The sequence below is a fragment of the Corynebacterium sp. UMB9976 genome (genome assembly GCF_030212265.1).
Classification (GTDB): domain Bacteria; phylum Actinomycetota; class Actinomycetes; order Mycobacteriales; family Mycobacteriaceae; genus Corynebacterium.
The window spans coordinates 1-17,982 of sequence record NZ_JASODY010000027.1 but is presented as its reverse complement, the minus strand read 5'-3'; the positions used below and the strand labels follow the sequence as shown (position 1 = coordinate 17,982).

Here is a 17,982-nt window from a genome sequence, read left to right as displayed (position 1 = left end):
CAGTCAGGGTTTTTGCACCGCCATCTGGTTGTTCCTTTGGTTGTGGTGCCGTTTTTCTTCATGTGCCCAGTACATATGGGGCATCGGGGTCTGTTTGGAGTCATCCAGAAAGACAACCAAGCCGCTGTTACCACATGCAGGAGCCATTCCGGTGGATTGGGCAAGAAACGGGCCTGAATAAGGTTTGGAACCTTATTTAAGCCCGTTTTATGCGGCCTGACCAGCAGATAGGCTGAAAATCAGACACACTTTTTGCTACTTAACCCAGCATTAACGCCAGGTCGCAGCGGGGTTCTTCTTTTTATCTACCGTGCTGATTCAGTCTGTTTTGGCCTGTTGTGGCCTCAAGTGGAGCCAAAATGGAGCCACATTGCAGCGAGAAGCGGCGAGCGGGTTGCTGCGTGAATTACCCGACCCCGCCCATTGTTAAGAGCACTACTGCTGAGACGAGGCCAGGGTGGTTAGCGGAACAGCTTCAACAGCAGATATCCGACACCTGCACTCACCCCGATGCAGCCGCCAACCGAAAGATCCGCCCAGACACCAACACCGAGGCCGATGAGTCCCATCGCAACCCCAACCAGTGGCGCGGCGATGAGGAGGGTTCGAGTATTGGAGCACACTCCCACCAAGCCGGCGGCGGGCGCCACGAGCAGAGCGATCGAAAGGATCGTCCCGACGGCAGGGATGAGCGCCACCAGGGTGGCCACAATAAGCGCACTGATGATCCCTTGCGCAAACCTTCGATTGTGAGACACCCCGAATGCTTCAGGGTCGAAGGCGAAGAACACCAGCTTCCGCCAGCCACCCCACAGGATGAACAGAGTGACTGCGAGCAGCCCGAGGGAAATTCCGATGTCCACCCAATCAACGTTGAGCACGCTACCAACCAGGAAGCTCTCGACCTTGACGGGCAGTGGTGCGAAAAACTTGTTGAGGAAATACCCCAGCGCGAATCCGGACGTCAGCACGATGCCGGCAGCGGCAGAGGGCGTTCCAAATTTCGAGAGTCCGAACAGGGCTCCGATGGGGATGCACATGAGTAATGCGCCGAGGAAAAGCAACGCCGAGATCCCCGCGAAGTTCAGACCGAGGGCAGCAGCCACGACCACTCCGAGGACTGCCCCGGGGAAGGTGGCGTGGGTGATGGCTTCGGCGAAGAAGACCTGCCTATTGAGCACAGCGAACACACCCACCAGCCCGGCGAGCATTCCGACGGCGATGACCTCGATGACGGGGAGCAGAAGAATATCAAGCATCGTGGCCCACCCCTACCTTCAGCCACCGCACCCCAAGGGCCAAGAAGTAGAAGCCGACGGCGGTGAGTGCGACCACTGCCTGCGGGGACACCGGCCCCAGTGGGACCAGGGCGAGGCCCACCACCCCACTCATGCAGCCGATGAGCACCGAGATCGGAACCATCGTGCGCACCCTCGTGGCCACTAACCGGGCTGCCGCACCGGGCACGATGAGGTAGCCAACCACCAGGAGTACTCCGACCGCACTGGCTGAAGACACGACGATGGCCGCAACAGCCACGTTGATCGCAATGTCAATGACCCACAAGTTGATTCCGCTGGCGGCCGCCGCGACGCGGTCGAAGGCAACAAAGACTTGCCGCCGCCACGTCACCGCGATCACCACGAGCGCTACAGCGCACACCAGCAGCGCGCTGTTGAGTCGGGAATCCGTGACCTCGAGGAGCCGGCCGAACATCAGAGCCTCCAATTGCCCCGATTGGTCACCCTTCTTCAGGGAAAGCACCACCCCTAGGGAAAAGAAGCTAGTGAGCACCACGGCCACCCCTGGTTCGGATAGCCGCGAGCGGGACACCACCGCCAGGATGACCGCCACCACCAGGGCCAGCGCCGAGGCAGCCGGAATGATCATGTCGATCCCGCCGAACACAGCACCGGCGACGATGCCGGGGAAGATCGAATGCACCATCGCCTCAGCGTTGAACTCGAGGCTGCGTAGATTCACGATCACCCCCACCAGGCCGGAAACCAGTCCCAATGCGAGCAACAGCACCAGCGGGCGAAACATGAAGGGCGATATCCCCAGCGCGAGTGCCAGATCAACCCACATACAGCGGCACCACCTCGGCACTCGGCCCGAAGACCGACTGCTCGGCGACAATGAGCGTGTAGTCACAGGCCCGTTCCGCCAGGACGAGATCGTGGGTTGAGGCGATGATCGCGGTGCCTTCTTCCTTCAGCTCTTCTAACAGGTCCAGCAGCATCTCTCGGTTCTGGGAGTCCAGTCCGTTGAATGGTTCGTCGAGCAGAATGAGTTCGGTGCGCGCAACGACGGCTCGGGCAAGCAGAACCCGCTGCTGTTGCCCACCGGAGAGGCTGCCAAATCGCACGTGCGCACGTTCCGCGAGTCCGACCTTTTCCAGGGCCTGGTAGACGCGCTTCTTCTTCCCACCCAGCGGCTGGAAGGGGCGAAGTTCCCGGAGGACGCCCATCGCGACGACGTCGAAGGCAGTGACGGGAAAGCTACGATCCAGGTCGGCGACCTGGGGCACGTAGGACAGGCGGGTGGCGTTGACGTCCAACTTCCCACCGACAAGGCGTACCGCCCCCAGAATGCCGCGCAGCACGGTGGTCTTCCCGGAGCCGTTCGCCCCGATCAGCGCGAGCCCCTGACCAGCGTGGAGCCGGGCGTCGAGGTGCTGGACGACGGGCGGGCCACCGTAACTGAACGCGGCGTCCGAAAGCTCAACGATGGGCTGTCCGGAAGATGGAGTGGGCATTACTTCAGGCTCTCAGGAAGGTCGGCGAGCTTGCCATCCCAGGCCTCCACGAGGGTGGTGACGTTGTGAATGATCGAGGAAATGTAGGTCTCGCCAGCGGAGCCTGCGGGGCCCAGGGAGTCACCGTAGAGGGCATCGTCGCCGACGACCGCCTTCACGCCGGCTGCCTTGGCGATGGCTTCGATGGACTTCGAGTTATTGGAATTCTCCGCGAACAGGGCGGTAGCTCCGGACTTCCGCACGGTCTCAGCTGCCTTGCGAATGTGGTCGGCGGTGGCGTCCTGCTGGTCGCTGAAGTCGGAGAGCGCGGCGCCGATGAAGTCGATACCGTACTCCTTGGAGAGGTAGCCGAATGCATCGTGGCTGGTGAACAGGATCGGGTCCTTCACCGTCGCGAAGGACTCGCGTGTCCACTCGTCCAGGTCGTCGAGCTTATCCTGGTAGCTCTTCACACCCTCGGAGATCGCCTTCTTCATCGCTTCGTCGCCGCGCTCATCGGCAATCTTCTCCAGCGCGTAGCCGATGTTCGCCACCTGGACCTTCGCGTTCTTCGGGGAGGTCCAGACGTGCGGGTCGTAGGTGAACTCCGGCTCCTCGCCTGGTTCCTCCGGTGGGAATGGCCAGGGCGCGACGTCCACCTGCTCGATCCCGCGGTCGATCTTGTAGTCACCGTTGTCGGCGTCCTCGATCTGCTTCGGCTTCTCCTTCACGTCAGAAGCGGTGAGCACGCCGGTGGTGACCAGCATGTTGCCCTTGAATCCGGAGGATTCGATCGCGTTGGAGAGGAAGTGTTCCAAGTCGACGCCGTTGACGAGCAGGAGTTCTGCTTCCGAGGTCGCCTTGAGCTGCTCGTGGGTCATCTCGAGCTCGTGAGCGCTCGCATTGGGCGCCAGCAGGCAGGTGAGATCAACCTCGGAGAGGTCCATCTGCTTGACGTAATCGCAAATCTGGGTGGTAGACGCGACGACCTTGATCTGGTCATCGCTGCCGGACGGCTCGCCTTCACTGCTGCAGGCCACCAGGCTGGCGCCAGCAAGAGCGAGCCCGATGCCTGCGGTTAGCGCACGCGCGAATGGGCGGCGGAGGCGCGCGGCTGGGCTTTCGGCGGAGGGTGTTGAAGCTGGGGACATGGGTATGAGTTCCTTCCCGACGAGGTTTTGGCTCCCTGTCATCAGGCAGCCACAATTAAGCAAGGCAACCCTAAGTCGATCGCAAAGAGTTAGTCAAACCCCCAGTATAATGGCACTGTTTTCCATTAATGCTATCTCCGCTGCTGCGCCCACTCCACCGTTCCGAACCCCAAGCGACGGACTCCGCCCTCGCAGGGGGGTATCGCAGCTTCGCCCCTCCTGCCGCTACATTTGCACGACCATCTTCCCGGTATTGCCGCCGGTGAACAGCTCCAGGAAAGCCCCAGGCATAGCCTCAATGCCATGACGGGTCGTGACGTCGTACCGAACCTCTCCGCTGGCGATCAGTGGCGCCATCCGCTCCCGGAACTCCCCTGCTACGTCGAGGTACTGCCCCAGCACAAAGCCACGCAGGGTGAGACACTTGCCGATCGCCAACGCAAGGTTTCGCGGCGCGGTCGGCGGCTGTGTGTCGTTGTATTGGGCAATCGCACCACACATCGCAACACGGCCGAAGGTATTCATGCGAGCAATGGCTGCCTCCAGGTGATCGCCGCCGACGTTATCGAAGTAGACGTCGATCCCCTCGGGCGCGGCCTGGCGCAGCTGCCCCGCGAGGTCGCCCTCCCGGTAGTTGATGGCCGCGTCGAAGCCGAGCTCCTTGAGTCGGGCAACCTTTTCCTCGCTGCCTGCCGATCCGATCACGCGGGAAGCGCCCAGGTGGCGGGCGAACTGCCCCACCGCAGACCCCACGGCACCGGCCGCACCGGAGACGAAAACCACGTCCCCTTCCTTGATCTCCGCGATGCGGGTCAGCCCCACGTAGGCGGTCAGTCCGGTGAGGCCAAGGATGCCGAGATAGGCCGCCGCTGGGGCGACATTCAGATCGACTGGCTTAGCCTGCCCCTCATCGACGATGGCGATATCCTGCCAGCCCAGCGGATGGGAAACGGTATCGCCGACCTGGAATTTCTCCGACCGGGATTCGCGAACCACACCCACTGCCCCGCCGGTCATCGGCTTGTTGAGATCGAAGGGCGGGATGTACGACTTGACGTCGTTCATCCGGCCGCGCATGTACGGATCGACCGTGTTGACTGTGTTCTCGACGAGGACCTGCCCCTCAACCAAGTCTGGGAGTTCGACCTGCTCGAGGCGGAAGTTCTCCATCGTCGGGGTACCTGTCGGTCGGGAGGCGAGAACCCATTGCTTCGCGGTAACCATGGCACGTTGTCCTCTCTGTTGATTTTCGTGACGCCCACGGTACTCGCCCGAGAGATTTCACCGCTGCCTCTAAAACCATCTCCTTTCGGTATTGCCCCCACACATAAACGAGCGCTAAGGTTAGCCTTAGTAAAGATCACTTAGGGTTGACTAAGTCGCCAGGCCATCTCATGGATGATCAGCGACGAACAGCCCCCACGCTTCCCGAGCAGAACTGAGACCACCTACCCATGAAGCTCCTCCCCATCGCCAGAAAGCCCCGCGCAGCAGCATGCCAGGACAGCCCTTGCGGATCTGGCTCCTGCCTACGCGGCGACCAGGTACCCGCCGACACCTGCGCGCTCCTGCCCGAGTGCTGCCTACAGCGTGTCATCGCTCAGCAACCCGCGCTCGCTACTCGCTTACTCGAACTGGGATTCCGCCCGGGCACGAAAATCCGGGTGGGTGGCACGGTGGCTGGTGGTGCCCGCGTGGTCACCATCGGCAATGCCCACTACGCAGTGGATCATCACACCCTGCGCCAGCTGGACGTCGTCATCACTGCGGCATAAAGGATCGAAAAGAGAATGACGAAGGATCACAGCACCCCGGTGAGCTGCCACGGCGCCCCAGCAATGGCGGTAGCTGCTGCAGGTTCGCCGGTCATCACGCTAGTGGGCGCCCCCAACTCCGGTAAGTCCACCCTCTTCAACGCGCTGACCGGCGCGAAAGTGCAGACCGGAAACTGGCCCGGCACCTCCGTGGAGATCAGCCGGGGCCTCTGGCACATCGGTGACACCCCCATCGACCTGATCGATTTGCCCGGCGCGTACTCCCTGGACCCGCTGAGCCCGGACGAGGCCTTCACCCGTGAGATGTTGGTGGACTGCCCGGCCGATGAACGCCCCGACGTGGTCGTCGTCCTGATCGACGCGACTGCTCCGGCGCGTGGGCTGAACCTGGCTTTTCAGGTTGCTGAGCACCCATACCGTGTGGTGCTGGCGGTGACCAAACAGGATGTCGCCGCTGACCAGGGCATTCACATTGACCTTGAGTCACTGGCTAAAGCGGTGGGGATGCCGGTGGTTGCTGTGAATGGGCGCCGGCGGGAGAATCTCGGCGGCCTGCGGGATGCCGTCACGCGAGCACTAGCGACTGAGCCCGCGGTGGTGCGTCCGGATACCGACCTGGAGCGCCGTTTCGCGGATCTGGATGCGGCGGAGAAAGCTGCGGTGCAGCGTGCGGAGGTAGGGCCGAGCATCAGTGAGCGGATCGACCGGGTGGCTTTGCACCCTGTGCTGGGCCCCGTTCTGTTCCTTGCTGTGATGTGGGCAGTCTTCATGATCACCACAAAGGTGGCCGCACCGCTGCAGGACGGCCTGGAGGGCTTCATTATGGGCCCGGTCTCCGATGCCGCCCGGTCCGGATTGGAAGCCGTCGGCGCGGCTCACTGGTTGGTCACCGGCCTGCTGGTTGATGGGCTGATCGGCGGGGTGGGCATGGTGCTGACCTTCGCCCCGCTGATGGCGCTGATGTTTCTGTGCCTGGCCGTACTGGAGGACTCCGGCTATATGGCTCGTGCCGCGGTGGTGACTGACCGGGTGATGCGGGCGATCGGGCTGCCGGGCAAGGCCTTCATCCCGATCGTGGTGGGTTATGGCTGTAATGTGCCGGCAATCTCCGCCACTCGTGTGCTGGGGGATGTGCGCCACCGGATCTTGACGTGTCTATTGATTCCCTTCACGTCCTGCTCTGCGCGCTTGGTTGTTTTCATGATGCTGGCTCAGGTCTTCTTCCCGGCTCACGCGGGCTCAGCCGTGTTCGCAATGTATGTTCTTTCCATTTTGTTGGTCATTGTGTGCGGTCTTGCGCTACGGCACACGCTGTGGCGGTCAATGCCCTCGGAGGCGCTGGTAATTGACCTTCCGACGTATCAGCTGCCCACCTTCCGCCTTTCTCTATCGGTGATGTGGACCCGGTTGAAGGGATTCCTGCAGACCGCGGGGGGCATCATCGTCGCGACGGTGGTTGTCATTTGGCTGCTGATGTCCATCCCAGTAAGCGGCCAGCCATTCACCGAGGAGGGGCCGACCCCGCAGGATTCCGCATATGGGCTGGTCTCCGAGGCCATGGCCCCCGCGTTCGCCCCAGCCGGATTTGGTTCCTGGTCGCTGACGGGTCCGCTGGTAACGGGCTTCGTGGCCAAAGAGGCGCTGATCTCCACGTGGGCGCAGACCTACGCGGTGGAGGACGTCACCGACGCTGATCCGGAGACGCAGGCGGATTCTCCGCTGGCGCGCAACATCCGTGCGGACTTCGATGAGGCCTCGGGTGGGCACGGGCTGGCTGCGGTCTGGGCCTATATGGTGTTCCTCCTGGCCTATACCCCGTGCGTGGCGACGATCGCTGCCCAACGCCGCGAGATCGGCTGGAAATGGACGCTGCTCGGTTTCGGGCTTCAGCTGGCGGTCGCTTGGTTGCTGGCCGTAGGAACCTTCCAAGTGTTGAAGGTGTTCCTATGACGCCGATGACGCCACAAGCCAAGGTCGCAGAGGCTATCACCCGCGGGGTGACCCGGCCGGTGGACATCGCGCTGGAAACGGATCTGGGGCAGGGCACCGTTGAGGTGATCATGACGCACATGGAACGCAGTGCGCAGCTAGTGCGGGAGCCCATTGGGGGATGCCCGAGCACCGGCTGCGACCGCTGCCCGCAATCCAGGGGCTGTTCGGGGGCGTCGGGGAACCGCGGGCCAGTGTTGCTCAAGCTGAGCTCTCCCCCGCGGCACGACTAGCCGCCGAAGGTCTGCATCGCTCCGCGAAGCATCACAACGCCTGCCCCCAGTGTCGCCATGATCAACGAGAGCTTGTGGGCGCATTCGAGCGAAATGTAGCGGGAAAATTTCGAGCCCGTAGCGATGCCGACCACCAGGGCCACGAGGCATAGCGGCCAGAGCACGATGGGTGCTGTGGCGAAGATCGACTGCTCAGCACCCAGTTCCTTAAACAGCAGCGAGAGAGCCCCGGAAGCGAAGAACAGCGGCTGCAGCGTGGCGGCGAAGGTGCGAGTCGGCCACCGTGAGACCTGGGCGTAGACCGTGATCGCAGGCCCGGCGATACCCGCCAAGGTGTTCATGAAACCGCCGGCCACCCCAGCCGCGACGGCGTAGTGGGGCCCATCAACCCTCGCGCGCTCCGGTAGCCGCGAGGTCACCAGTAGGGCGAGGAGCACCAGGGCACCGACGATCATCTGGAGCGGCCCCAGTGGCGTGTTGTGCACCACCCAAGTGCCAGGCAATGCCCCGAGCGCCATCACGGGTCCGATGAGCCAGAATTTCCGCCAATCGATGTTCTCCCACACGGAGGCGGATTGCATGACGGCGTTGACGGTTGCGACCACGTTGATGACGAGCACTCCCGCCACGGGGCCTGCGACCAGCGCCACAACGGGCGCGCCGAGTAGCCCCAGCCCCATCCCGGAGATCCGCTGCATCATCGCGCCGACGAAGATCGCCGCGAGGATGCACACGAAAGCCACGATGGTCAGTTCCATGTGTAGGCAGTCTACTGCCAGCTAGGACGTCGCCGCCCCAGCACCCGGGGCCTCGGTGCCAGGGGCCCCGGCACCCGGGGCCTCAGCGCCCGACCTCCCTGTATCCGGCGTCTGACTGCCCGGCACGGCGGCCCGCTCCCCTTCGGGGACTCTCGGCGAGTCCTCCCTGTCCCGGCGCACATGCGTCATGACGACCGGCCACCAGAGCACGGCCGCGGCCAGCACCAGCAGCACCATGCCCCACAGCACATAACCCATGGCGAAGGGCCCGGGCCAGCGCACCTGGTGCCACAGCCCCATCGCCGGGGCGATATGGCGGGTGATGAAAGGTACCGCGCACACCCCCACTGCCAGAATCGCCAACAACGTCCCCCACCACCGGGGCACCCATGTGATCACCTGGTCAGCCACGCAGAGCAGCACCGGGATCACCCAGACCCAATGGTGCATCCAGGAAAATGGCGAGACCATCACCAAGGCCACACCGGCAAACCCCAGCTCAGCGGTGCGGTGATCCTGCTTGTGCGCCTGCCACAGCACGGCGATAGTCACGCCGAGGATGAGGACGCAGCCCAGCGCCCAGAAGAGCTTGCTCTCCGTGTGGAAGGTGCGCTCCAGCACCACTCCCAGAGACTGGGCGCCGGGGTTGATCGCCTCACCAACCCGTGAGGAGTCGAGCATCTTCTCGGCCCAGTACATGCCGGCGTCCTTGACGAAGAGAAAACCGATGCTCACCGTCACGAAGAATGCGGCGACCGAGCGGGCGAGCGCCCACCACTGGCGCCGGACGATAAACACCAGCCAGAAGAACGCGGGCACGAGCTTGATTCCCGCCGCGATCCCCGTCGCAATCCCGATATCGCTGCGCCACCGATTGGCCGGGGACCGCAGCACGTCCGCTGCCACCAATGCCATGAGCAGCAGGTTGATCTGGCCGAAGAAGAAGCCCTCCCGGATCGGGACGAGCGCGAAACTCGCGATACCGAGCAGGGTCGCAAATCCCACTGTCGCCCCGCTCACGCGGTAGCCACGCTCGGCAATGATCGCCACGAGAATGATGAGCAACAGCAGGAAGGCACCGAACTGCCACAACACTGCCCCCACCACTGCGGGGACGTGCGAGAACGCGCTAAACAACCACGCCGAGAACGGCGGATAGGTAAAAGGCAGCTTGCCTACCAACCCGCCGGCGTAGACGTCCTGACCCTGCTGCACCAGCGCACCACCGCGGCGGTAGACGATGAAGTCGATGGGAACGCGGAACAGGGAGGCCTTCGAGCTGAGCATCTGCTGGCTGAGCTCGGCACGAGCCACGACGAAAATCGCGGCGATGACGGCGAGGTAGGCCCACGGCTTACCGGGTAAGCGCTTGGACTGGTGTTGCACGGGCTGGGCCGTGGGCTGCGGAGTCATGACAATTCAGGGAAAAGCTTTCGGGGGTCTTTGAGGATAACGTTGCGGCCCGCGGTGCGCAGGCCCTGGAAGCCCTGGACGACCATGCGTCGGCCAATGTCATTAACCGAAGCGACCTCGGAGAGATCGAACACCACCCGGTCGGCGAGTTTTTCTTCTTGAAGAATAGTACGCCACGCGTTCTCCGCAGCCGCAAAATCAATGATTCCTTGGAGTTCGATAGTGGTGGTGCGACCATCCGGCCCGTCCTCGCGGGTGATGATGTCGCGCACCGCCGTATCGCCGCGCTGGCGCAGGCCCATCAGGTGCAGGCTCATGTCTTCCGAGAGACGGTGGAAAGTTTTTACACCGCGCACCGAGTTTCCCGTCTTATCCAATCGCGGCGAGAACGTGGCCAGCCCCATCACTCCGGGCAGCGTGCCCATGATGCCACCGGAGACACCGGACTTCGCGGGGATGCCGACCACGGACATCCACCGGCCCGCGAGGTTGTACATCCCGGCAGAAGACATCACCGCCTGCACCTGTCGGGAGACCAGCGAGGAGACCACGCGCTTGCCCGTCAGCGGCTGGATTCCCCCGCTCGCCAACGTCGCGGCCATCACCGCCAGGTCCCGCACCGTGACCTTGACGGAGCACTGTTGGGTATAGCTCTCCACCGCGTCGTGGGCCATGTCCTCGATGATCCCGTGGCTGCGGAGCATGTGGGCGATGGAAAGGTTGCGGTCCGCGACCTCCAGCTCGGAGTCGCAGACGACGTAGTCGATCTCCAGGTCCCGGCCCGCCAGCTCGCTCAGGAACTGCCGGATCACCTCGGTGCGTTCCTCGACGGTGGAGTCCTCGCCGTTGATGAGCTGGTTGACCGCGATGGCGCCCGCGTTGATCATCGGGTTCATTGGCCGGTTGCTGCCCGGGTCGAGGCTGAGCTCGTTGAAGGCCTCACCCGAGGGCTCCATGCCCACTGTGGCGCGCACCTTCTTCAGCCCCCGCTCCTGGATCGCCGCGGCATAGACGAAGGGCTTGGACGCGGACTGGATCGTGAACTCCAGCTCGTCGTCGCCTTCGTTGAGACCCGCGCTATAGACGGCGCCGTCGGTGGTGGCCAGCGCGACCGCGAACGGCTCCGGGTCGGCGGTCGCCAGCTCCGGGATGTAGTCCGCGACCTCGCCACCGTCGGAGTCCTTCAGGTCCTCCAGGATTTCCTGCAGGTACCCATGCACCATGTGGCGTTTCATAGTCTTGCTCCTTCGCGGGTCAATAATTCGATCTTGCGCTCCAGGCCACCACCGAAACCTGTGAGGGACCCGTCGGCCCCCACCACGCGGTGGCACGGCACGAGAATGCTGATGGGATTGCGGCCCACGGCCTGGCCCACCGGCCGTGCCGCCTTCGGCCGACCAATGCTACGCGCTACCTCCTGATAGCTGCGCGTCTGCCCCACCGGAATGCGCCGCAGTTCCTGCCACACAGCCTGCTGCATCGCGGTACCAGACGGAGCCAGCGGCAGGTCCCGGGCCTCGTCCAGGGCCGCAACGTCGCCGTCGAAGAAGCGGGCCAGAATGCTCGCAGCACTCCCAAGAACCGCATCGGACGCAGCAGGGACCTTCCTGACCTCGGTGAGATCCGGAATCCTGTCAGGCTGATCGAACCAACAACCGATCAGATTCTCCCCATCCGCGATGAGCCATAGCCTGCCCACCGGGGACCCCAGGACAGCGTAACGGCGACCCGCATCGGCCCCACCGGAAGAAAAGCTGGCATCCATAGCATCCGATATTAAGCACCAGCTGGTCATCCGTTAATATTGCCCGCATGAACAATCACCCGAAACACCGGTCTGCTGTGGCGGCGATCCTCGCCACGGCAGCCCTCGTCCTCACCGGGTGCGTAACTAATGAAGAGCTCGGCAACCCCGATGGTTGGGAGGAGATCCTCCCCCCGGCCAAACCGGAGCTGGTCGCCATGGTGCCCCAGAAGTTCCAGGACAAGGGCACCCTGTCGGCAGCCGCGAACGCCCCGTACGCCCCCAATGAGTTCAAGGACTCGCAGGGCAAGATCATCGGATTCGAGATGGATCTGGTCAGGGCAGCTGGTTCGAAGCTGGGCCTCGATGTCGTTCCGCGCCAGATGGACTTCAACCTCATTCTGCCCGCAGTCTCCGCCGGCACCATCGACGTCGGCGCGTCGGCCTTCACCGATACCGAGGAACGCCAGAAGACCTACGATTTCGTGGACTTCTTCAGCGCCGGTATCGCCTGGGCAACCCAGCCAGGCCGGGAAAAGAGCATTGACCCGGACAATGCCTGCGGCTTGACCGTCGCGGTGCAGAAGGGCACCTACTCGGACACGGACGAGGTCGAGGAGAAGAGCCAGGCCTGCGTCGAGGATGGAAAGCCAGCGATCGACAAGCTGGTCTACCCCACCGCCGATGCCGCCGCGACCGCCACGATCCTCAAGCGCGCCGATGCCTATAGCTCGGATTCCTCCGTCATCGCCTACGCGATCCAGCGCTCGGAGGACAAGCTCGTCCAGATCGGCGACGCCTTCGACACCGCCCCATTTGGCTGGGCCTTCCCGAAGGGTTCCGAGCTGGGCCACGCCTTCGCCGCGGCCCTGCAGGACATGATGGACGATGGCACCTATGAGAAGATCCTCGAGCCCTGGGGGCTGGAGGAAGGCGCCCTGGACGAGGTGACCTTCAACCTGAAGCCACTGCCCCAGGCCCGCCAGCGACACAACCAGCTGCCCGCCGCCACCGGCAATCGCAAGCGCCGGGGCACCAACCGCACGATGAACAGGAGGCGCCGTGAGCACCGCTAACAACAGCTCCCGGACAACCGTGATTTCCGACGAGCCACGCCGCCGGCCGTCGTCCAATAAGGCCGTCCCGCTGCGCCACCCCGGCCGCTGGATCACCGCCGCCGTGCTCGTGATCCTGCTGGCGTGGTTCCTCATCAGCGCAGCGGGTAACGAAGCTTATGGCTGGGACACCTACCGGCAGTACATCTTCGACACGCGCATCGCCGTCGCCGCAGGCCACACCCTCCTGCTGACGGTACTGGCCATGATCCTCGGCGTGGTGCTGGGCTCCATCATCGCCGTGCTGCGCATGTCCCCCAACGGCGTGCTGCGCGGCGTGTCCTGGCTGTTCCTGTGGGTCTTCCGCGGCACCCCGGTCTACGTGCAGCTGATGTTCTGGGGCCTGCTGGGCTCGATCTACCAGGTGGTCAACATCGGCATCGCGGAAATCGACATGCAGGACTTCCTGTCCAACATGTTCTGGCTCGCTGTCATCGGCCTGGGTCTCAACGAGGCCGCCTACATGGCCGAGATCGTCCGCGCGGGCATCCAGGCCGTCCCAGAGGGCCAGTCCGAGGCGTCCAAGGCACTCGGCATGACCTGGTGGCAGAACATGCGACGCACCGTGCTGCCCCAGGCGATGCGCATCATTATCCCGCCGACCGGCAACGAGCTGATCAGCATGCTGAAGACGACCTCCCTGGTCATTGTGGTGCCGTACTCCGGCGAGCTCTTCGGCAAGGCGACGGACATTTCCAACAGCATCTTCCAGCCGGTGCCGCTGCTGCTCGTGGCGGCCAGCTGGTACCTGGTGATCACCAGCGTGCTGATGGTGGGCCAGCACTACCTGGAGCGCTACTTCTCGCGCGGGTCCTCCCGCCAGCTGACTTCCCGCCAGCTCGCCGCCTTCACCGATGCGGAAGGCGTGCCGCCGCGCAATATTTCCATCAAGGACGACGACAGCGTTACGGAGAATGATCGATGAACGTCCCCATGATTGCTTTCCGCGATGTGTGGAAGAACTACGGCCGCCTCGACGTGCTCAAGGGCATCGACCTTGAGATCCCTAAGGGGTCGGTGACCTGCCTGATCGGACCCTCGGGATCCGGTAAGTCCACGCTGTTGCGTTGCGTCAACCACCTGGAGAAGGTCACCGCTGGCCGGATCGAGGTCGATGGCGAGCTCATCGGCTACCAGGAAAAAAACGGCACCCTGTACGAGATCTCGGAAGCAGCGGCAGCCAAGCAGCGCCGCGGCATCGGGATGGTCTTCCAACACTTCAACCTCTTCCCCCACCGCACGGTGCTCGAGAACATCATCGAGGCTCCGGTGCTGGTCAACGGCGAGGACAAGGAAACCGCCACCGGTTACGCCATGACCCTGTTGGAGCAGGTCGGGCTGGCCAACAAGCGGGACGCGTACCCGGTGCAGCTCTCCGGTGGTCAGCAGCAGCGCGTGGCCATCGCGCGCGCCCTGGCGATGCGCCCGAAGTTGATGCTCTTCGACGAGCCAACCTCCGCCCTGGACCCGGAGCTCGTCGGCGAGGTGCTGGGCGTCATGCGCTCCCTGGCCGACGACGGGATGACGATGCTGGTCGTCACCCACGAGATGGGCTTCGCCCGCGAGGTCGCCGACGAAGTGGCCTTCATGGACGGCGGCGTCATCGTAGAGAAGGGCCCTGCTGAGGACCTCATCAACAATCCCCAGCACCCCCGCACCCAGGAGTTCCTCTCCAGCCTGCTTTAGGCGCGAGAGGCGTCGCTAGGCACGAGCGCTCACTCGCTTTCGGGGTGTGCTCCCCGCGGGTGAGCGCTCTAGCATTCTTGGGTGACGGGGGTGAGCGCTCCAAACATGGTTTTCTACAGCCTGGCCGCTACGGGGCGACCTCGAGGTGCCACGGCACCCGCGGGGTGCCCGGGTCGTCCTTCACCTCACGCAGCAGCGGCTCGGCGGGCTCATCCTCAATCACGGTGAGCAGGTGTGCGAACTGCATCGCCAGCCCGGAAATCGACCCGCCCTCGTAGTTCGCGACGGCGACGTCCAGGGTGGTTCCGGAGGTCGGGTCGTCCTCCGAGGTCTCCCCGAAGAGCTCCACCCAGGTGGTCTCCAGCTCGGGGTCGGGGGTCAGGCCGGTCTTCACCGCCAGTTCCGCGTCGAGGCGAGGCCCGAAAGAGTCGATGAGGGTGCGGAAATCCTGCTCGATCTCGTCGCGCTGGGCAGCGGTGGACAAGATCCTAAAACTAATCTTTGGCATGCGCCCAAGTATGGCAGCTTTGCTGATTGATTAGCTAGGATCGGCAGGTGTGATTGCTAATTCAGGACGCATCCCGGCCCCGGTTCCCCCGCTGACGACGCTCCCCGACGGGACGATCAAGCAGGTCAATCCTTTCTCCGGCACCGAGGTGTGGACTGTCCCCGGCCGTGGTCACCGCCCCATGGAGCCCTATCAGCTGGCCAAGGAGCCCATCGCTGACCGCGACCGGGCCAGCGACTTCGGCATCGCCCGCAAGCTCGACACTCCCCCGGAAAAGGCCCGCATGGTCCGGGACATCAACGGCGAGGTGCGCATCGACCGCGGCGTCGTCGCCAGCAAGCTGGAGGACAGCGAACCGCTCTTCCGTCGCGTGGCGAACCTCTACGAGATCCTCACCTACGACTACTGGGCGCTGAACTACGGCTACCGCATGAACCCCGCCGCAGCGAAGCACATGACCGACTACCTCAGAGAGGAAGCCGGCTGTGACCACGTCGAGAACATCCTGCGTGTCAAACTCGCCGCGGCAGGCACCCCGAAGGCGGAGATCGACGAGCTGTTCACCGAGGAGCGCCGCTACCAAACGCTCCACGAGATGGGTGCTGCACTCTTCGCCGGCGGCCACGACGTCGTCATCGCGCGCGACCACTACGTCCCCGGGGCGACAACGACGGACCAGCTGGCGTCCTCCGGCGAGATGAGCTGGGAGGACCACCGCCTGTTCATCGAGTTCACCGTCGACGGGATGGACCAGCTCTACCGCGCGAACCGCTACGTCCGCTACGTCGCGGCCTTCCAGAACTGGCTGGAACCCTCCGGTGCCACGATGGAGCACCTGCACAAGCAGCTCGTGGCCATTGACGAGCACGGGCTGCAGAACGACTGGGAGATCTCCCTGGTCCGCAACAACCCGAATATGTACAACGAGTGGGCCGTGGACTATGCCGCCCGCCACAACCTCGTCTTCGCCGAAAACGAGCACGCCATCGCCTTCGCCGGCTTCGGGCACCGCTGGCCGACCCTGGAGGTCTTCTCCAAGTCCGCCACCACCGAGCCGTGGCTGATGACGCCCGAGGAGCGCGCCGGTGTCGCCGACCTGGTGCACGCCTGCCACATCGCCAGTGGCCCCTCGATCCCGTGCAACGAGGAGTGGTTGCACCGGCCGATGGACGTGGATGTGCCGATGCCGTGGCGCATCGTCATTAAGTGGCGTGTCTCCACCCTCGCCGGCTTCGAGGGCGGCACGAAGATCTACATCAACACCATCACCCCGCAGGAGCTTTGCGAGTTGGTGTTGCACCGCCTGGAGGCTGCACAGGCCGCGGGGCGCCTGGCGCCGGGAATCAAGCTCGGCGAGGACATCGAGCACGCCCCCAACAAGCTGAAGTACAACCCGGCGATCCGCTAGCAGCGGGCAGCACCGCTACCTCGCAGGTGCCGCGCCGCAGTCACGCACGGTTGAAGGCTGAACGCTGAAGAAAGGAAGTTTTCGCATGTCTGCATCCGAGTCCACCTCCCCCGCCCAGGCCGCACCAGAGGCGGTCGCGGAGCTGATTAACTCCCTGGGCTCCGGCCCCGGGAGTGATCTGGGGTGGACCCAGGAGTTCTACGAGTGGATGCACGCCCACCCGGAGCTCTCCCTCCAGGAGGAGCACACGGCACACGCGATCGCGGAGAAGCTCGCCCACTTCGACTGCGAGGTCACCACCGGGATCGGCGGCCACGGCATCGTCGCCATCTTCCGCAACGGTGAGGGGCCCACCGCCCTGATGCGCGCCGACTTCGACGCCCTGCCCGTGCGGGAGACCACCGGGTTGCCCTATGCCTCCACCGTGGACGGTGTGATGCACGCCTGCGGGCACGACGTCCACACTTCCTCCCTGCTGGGGCTGTGCGCCGTCATGGACGCCCACCGCGAGGCGTGGTCGGGCACCTTCATCGCCCTGTTCCAGCCCGCCGAGGAGGTCACCCAGGGCGCGAACAACATGATCAAGGACGGGCTTGCCGAGGTGATCCCCCGCCCCGATGTCTGTTTCGGCCAGCACGTGGTCGCGGGCCCGCAGGGAACCGTCTACACCGCTGCCGGCCCCGTGCTCGCGGCGTGCGACACCATCACGGTGACGATCCCCGGCCTGTCCGCGCACGCCTCCTCCCCACACCTGGGCCTGGACCCCAGCTACGTCGCGGCGATGATCGTCGTGCGCCTGCAGGGCATCGTGGGCCGCGAGGTGGACCCGAACGACTTCGCGGTAATCTCCGTGGGCTCCCTGATCGCAGGACACACGAATAACACCATCCCCAGCGAGGCGAAGCTGGTGCTGAACTGCCGCTTCTACAACACCGAGGTGCGCGACCGCACCTACGAGGCCATCGAGCGGGTCATCCGCGGCGAGTGCCTGGCCTCCGGGGTCACCGGCGAGCCGACCATCGAGTACTCCGCCCGCGGCGAGCTGACCGATAACGACGCGGAGCTCTTCCGCACGGTCCGCCCGTACTTCGACGCGGTCTTCGGTGGCCAATCGCAGGACTCAGAGCGGTGGACCGCCTCCGAGGACTTCTCCGAGATCCCCCGCCACTTCGGCTGCCCGTACCTGTTCTGGACGGTCGGTGTTACCCCCACCGCGCAGTGGGACGCCGCTACGCCGGCACCGGGCAACCACGCCAGCGACTTCGCCCCGGCGAAGGGTTCCGTGCACACCGGCATCAAGGCTGCCGCCGCAGCCGTGCTGGGCTACCTGGGGGTCTAGGCCGCCGGGGCTAGACAGCAACCGAAGCCACCGACGCGAAAGGGCCGGGGGGTTAAGTAAAGAAAAGTGTGTCTTTTCCGGGCGTGTTGCGGTTATTTGATCCAGCCTTTTTGGATGCCGAGGTTG

19 protein-coding genes are annotated in these 17,982 nt (G+C 64.2%); 8 read left to right on the top strand and 11 right to left on the bottom strand.

Features of this window, described 5'->3' with window-relative positions; translation table 11 throughout:
- The 6 genes from QP140_RS10455 to QP140_RS09105 all read right to left on the bottom strand — a co-directional run.
- A partial coding sequence (locus tag QP140_RS10455; RefSeq protein WP_442874997.1) for a transposase-like zinc-binding domain-containing protein occupies window positions 1-104 on the bottom strand: 104 nt, incomplete at its 3' end.
- A 357-nt stretch (window positions 105-461) separates the two neighbouring features.
- Window positions 462-1,259, bottom strand: coding sequence for a metal ABC transporter permease (locus tag QP140_RS09125; RefSeq protein WP_148811981.1), 798 nt, complete (start codon window positions 1,257-1,259; stop codon window positions 462-464).
- A complete protein-coding gene (locus tag QP140_RS09120; RefSeq protein WP_284759322.1) occupies window positions 1,252-2,088 on the bottom strand; it encodes a metal ABC transporter permease in 837 nt (278 codons plus the stop codon). Before QP140_RS09120 ends, QP140_RS09125 begins: the two co-directional genes overlap by 8 nt.
- The gene (locus QP140_RS09115; RefSeq protein WP_070761930.1) at window positions 2,078-2,758 is read right to left on the bottom strand and encodes a metal ABC transporter ATP-binding protein; all 681 of its coding nucleotides are present in this window, start codon (window positions 2,756-2,758) and stop codon (window positions 2,078-2,080) included. Before QP140_RS09115 ends, QP140_RS09120 begins: the two co-directional genes overlap by 11 nt.
- Complete coding sequence (locus QP140_RS09110) at window positions 2,758-3,888, bottom strand: metal ABC transporter substrate-binding protein (protein ID WP_070758108.1); 1,131 nt, start codon at window positions 3,886-3,888, stop codon at window positions 2,758-2,760. The genes QP140_RS09115 and QP140_RS09110 overlap by 1 nt, the downstream gene beginning before the upstream one ends.
- A gap of 225 nt (window positions 3,889-4,113) precedes the next feature.
- Complete coding sequence (locus tag QP140_RS09105; protein WP_284759320.1) at window positions 4,114-5,112, bottom strand: NADP-dependent oxidoreductase; 999 nt, start codon at window positions 5,110-5,112, stop codon at window positions 4,114-4,116.
- 230 nt (window positions 5,113-5,342) lie between these two features.
- Here QP140_RS09105 and QP140_RS09100 point away from each other — a divergent pair, with 230 nt between their 5' ends.
- From QP140_RS09100 to QP140_RS09090, 3 genes are read left to right on the top strand one after another with little or no spacing between them, the layout of a single operon-like run.
- Entirely contained in the window at window positions 5,343-5,663 is a 321-nt protein-coding gene (locus QP140_RS09100; protein ID WP_012360397.1) for a ferrous iron transport protein A, read from the top strand.
- A gap of 15 nt (window positions 5,664-5,678) precedes the next feature.
- The gene (gene feoB / locus QP140_RS09095; protein ID WP_148820553.1) at window positions 5,679-7,613 is read left to right on the top strand and encodes a ferrous iron transport protein B; all 1,935 of its coding nucleotides are present in this window, start codon (window positions 5,679-5,681) and stop codon (window positions 7,611-7,613) included.
- Window positions 7,610-7,885 carry a MarR family transcriptional regulator gene (locus QP140_RS09090; RefSeq protein WP_284759317.1) on the top strand — a complete coding sequence of 92 codons (276 nt, stop codon included), beginning with the start codon at window positions 7,610-7,612 and terminating at the stop codon, window positions 7,883-7,885. Before feoB ends, QP140_RS09090 begins: the two co-directional genes overlap by 4 nt.
- Here the strand turns inward: QP140_RS09090 and QP140_RS09085 are convergent.
- From QP140_RS09085 to QP140_RS09070, 4 genes are read right to left on the bottom strand one after another with little or no spacing between them, the layout of a single operon-like run.
- Complete coding sequence (locus tag QP140_RS09085) at window positions 7,882-8,643, bottom strand: sulfite exporter TauE/SafE family protein (protein WP_284759316.1); 762 nt, start codon at window positions 8,641-8,643, stop codon at window positions 7,882-7,884. The two genes, QP140_RS09090 and QP140_RS09085, sit on opposite strands and share 4 nt — an antisense overlap.
- Window positions 8,644-8,664: 21 nt before the next feature.
- Window positions 8,665-10,056, bottom strand: coding sequence for a glycosyltransferase 87 family protein (locus QP140_RS09080; RefSeq protein WP_284759314.1), 1,392 nt, complete (start codon window positions 10,054-10,056; stop codon window positions 8,665-8,667).
- Window positions 10,053-11,291, bottom strand: a complete 1,239-nt coding sequence (locus QP140_RS09075) for a glutaminase (RefSeq protein ID WP_070761925.1) — start codon at window positions 11,289-11,291, stop codon at window positions 10,053-10,055. Before QP140_RS09075 ends, QP140_RS09080 begins: the two co-directional genes overlap by 4 nt.
- Window positions 11,288-11,821 (bottom strand): methylated-DNA--[protein]-cysteine S-methyltransferase, encoded by a 534-nt coding sequence (locus QP140_RS09070; protein ID WP_284759313.1) that lies wholly within the window; start codon window positions 11,819-11,821, stop codon window positions 11,288-11,290. Before QP140_RS09070 ends, QP140_RS09075 begins: the two co-directional genes overlap by 4 nt.
- 47 nt (window positions 11,822-11,868) lie before the next feature.
- On the opposite strand from QP140_RS09070, the gene QP140_RS09065 reads away from it, so the two are divergent.
- The 3 genes from QP140_RS09065 to QP140_RS09055 are packed head-to-tail and all read left to right on the top strand — an operon-like array spanning window position 11,869 to window position 14,601.
- Window positions 11,869-12,876, top strand: coding sequence for an ABC transporter substrate-binding protein (locus tag QP140_RS09065; RefSeq protein ID WP_284759311.1), 1,008 nt, complete (start codon window positions 11,869-11,871; stop codon window positions 12,874-12,876).
- A gap of 19 nt (window positions 12,877-12,895) precedes the next feature.
- Window positions 12,896-13,840: an amino acid ABC transporter permease gene (locus tag QP140_RS09060; RefSeq protein WP_284759324.1), complete on the top strand. Its 945-nt coding sequence runs from the start codon at window positions 12,896-12,898 to the stop codon at window positions 13,838-13,840.
- Window positions 13,837-14,601 (top strand): amino acid ABC transporter ATP-binding protein, encoded by a 765-nt coding sequence (locus QP140_RS09055; protein ID WP_070758094.1) that lies wholly within the window; start codon window positions 13,837-13,839, stop codon window positions 14,599-14,601. Before QP140_RS09060 ends, QP140_RS09055 begins: the two co-directional genes overlap by 4 nt.
- 127 nt (window positions 14,602-14,728) lie before the next feature.
- Here QP140_RS09055 and QP140_RS09050 read toward each other — a convergent pair whose 3' ends face one another.
- Window positions 14,729-15,085, bottom strand: a complete 357-nt coding sequence (locus tag QP140_RS09050) for a hypothetical protein (protein WP_262369164.1) — start codon at window positions 15,083-15,085, stop codon at window positions 14,729-14,731.
- A 73-nt stretch (window positions 15,086-15,158) separates the two neighbouring features.
- On the opposite strand from QP140_RS09050, the gene QP140_RS09045 reads away from it, so the two are divergent.
- Window positions 15,159-16,517, top strand: a complete 1,359-nt coding sequence (locus QP140_RS09045) for a DUF4921 family protein (protein ID WP_148812007.1) — start codon at window positions 15,159-15,161, stop codon at window positions 16,515-16,517.
- Between the two features lie 85 nt (window positions 16,518-16,602).
- On the top strand, window positions 16,603-17,856 hold the full coding sequence (locus tag QP140_RS09040; RefSeq protein ID WP_284759309.1) for an amidohydrolase: 1,254 nt from the start codon (window positions 16,603-16,605) through the stop codon (window positions 17,854-17,856).
- Window positions 17,857-17,982: the final 126 nt, after the last annotated feature.

Excerpts from the sequence above, each read along its gene's own strand:
- QP140_RS09125 (WP_148811981.1), bottom strand. The coding sequence starts at position 1,259 with ATGCTTGATATTCTTCTGCTCCCCGTCATCGAGGTCATCGCCGTCGGA.
- QP140_RS09120 (WP_284759322.1), bottom strand. The coding sequence starts at position 2,088 with ATGTGGGTTGATCTGGCACTCGCGCTGGGGATATCGCCCTTCATGTTT.
- QP140_RS09115 (WP_070761930.1), bottom strand. The coding sequence starts at position 2,758 with ATGCCCACTCCATCTTCCGGACAGCCCATCGTTGAGCTTTCGGACGCC.
- QP140_RS09110 (WP_070758108.1), bottom strand. The coding sequence starts at position 3,888 with ATGTCCCCAGCTTCAACACCCTCCGCCGAAAGCCCAGCCGCGCGCCTC.
- QP140_RS09105 (WP_284759320.1), bottom strand. The coding sequence starts at position 5,112 with ATGGTTACCGCGAAGCAATGGGTTCTCGCCTCCCGACCGACAGGTACC.
- QP140_RS09100 (WP_012360397.1), top strand. The coding sequence starts at position 5,343 with ATGAAGCTCCTCCCCATCGCCAGAAAGCCCCGCGCAGCAGCATGCCAG.
- feoB (WP_148820553.1), top strand. The coding sequence starts at position 5,679 with ATGACGAAGGATCACAGCACCCCGGTGAGCTGCCACGGCGCCCCAGCA.
- QP140_RS09090 (WP_284759317.1), top strand. The coding sequence starts at position 7,610 with ATGACGCCGATGACGCCACAAGCCAAGGTCGCAGAGGCTATCACCCGC.
- QP140_RS09085 (WP_284759316.1), bottom strand. The coding sequence starts at position 8,643 with ATGGAACTGACCATCGTGGCTTTCGTGTGCATCCTCGCGGCGATCTTC.
- QP140_RS09080 (WP_284759314.1), bottom strand. The coding sequence starts at position 10,056 with ATGACTCCGCAGCCCACGGCCCAGCCCGTGCAACACCAGTCCAAGCGC.
- QP140_RS09075 (WP_070761925.1), bottom strand. The coding sequence starts at position 11,291 with ATGAAACGCCACATGGTGCATGGGTACCTGCAGGAAATCCTGGAGGAC.
- QP140_RS09070 (WP_284759313.1), bottom strand. The coding sequence starts at position 11,821 with ATGGATGCCAGCTTTTCTTCCGGTGGGGCCGATGCGGGTCGCCGTTAC.
- QP140_RS09065 (WP_284759311.1), top strand. The coding sequence starts at position 11,869 with ATGAACAATCACCCGAAACACCGGTCTGCTGTGGCGGCGATCCTCGCC.
- QP140_RS09055 (WP_070758094.1), top strand. The coding sequence starts at position 13,837 with ATGAACGTCCCCATGATTGCTTTCCGCGATGTGTGGAAGAACTACGGC.
- QP140_RS09040 (WP_284759309.1), top strand. The coding sequence starts at position 16,603 with ATGTCTGCATCCGAGTCCACCTCCCCCGCCCAGGCCGCACCAGAGGCG.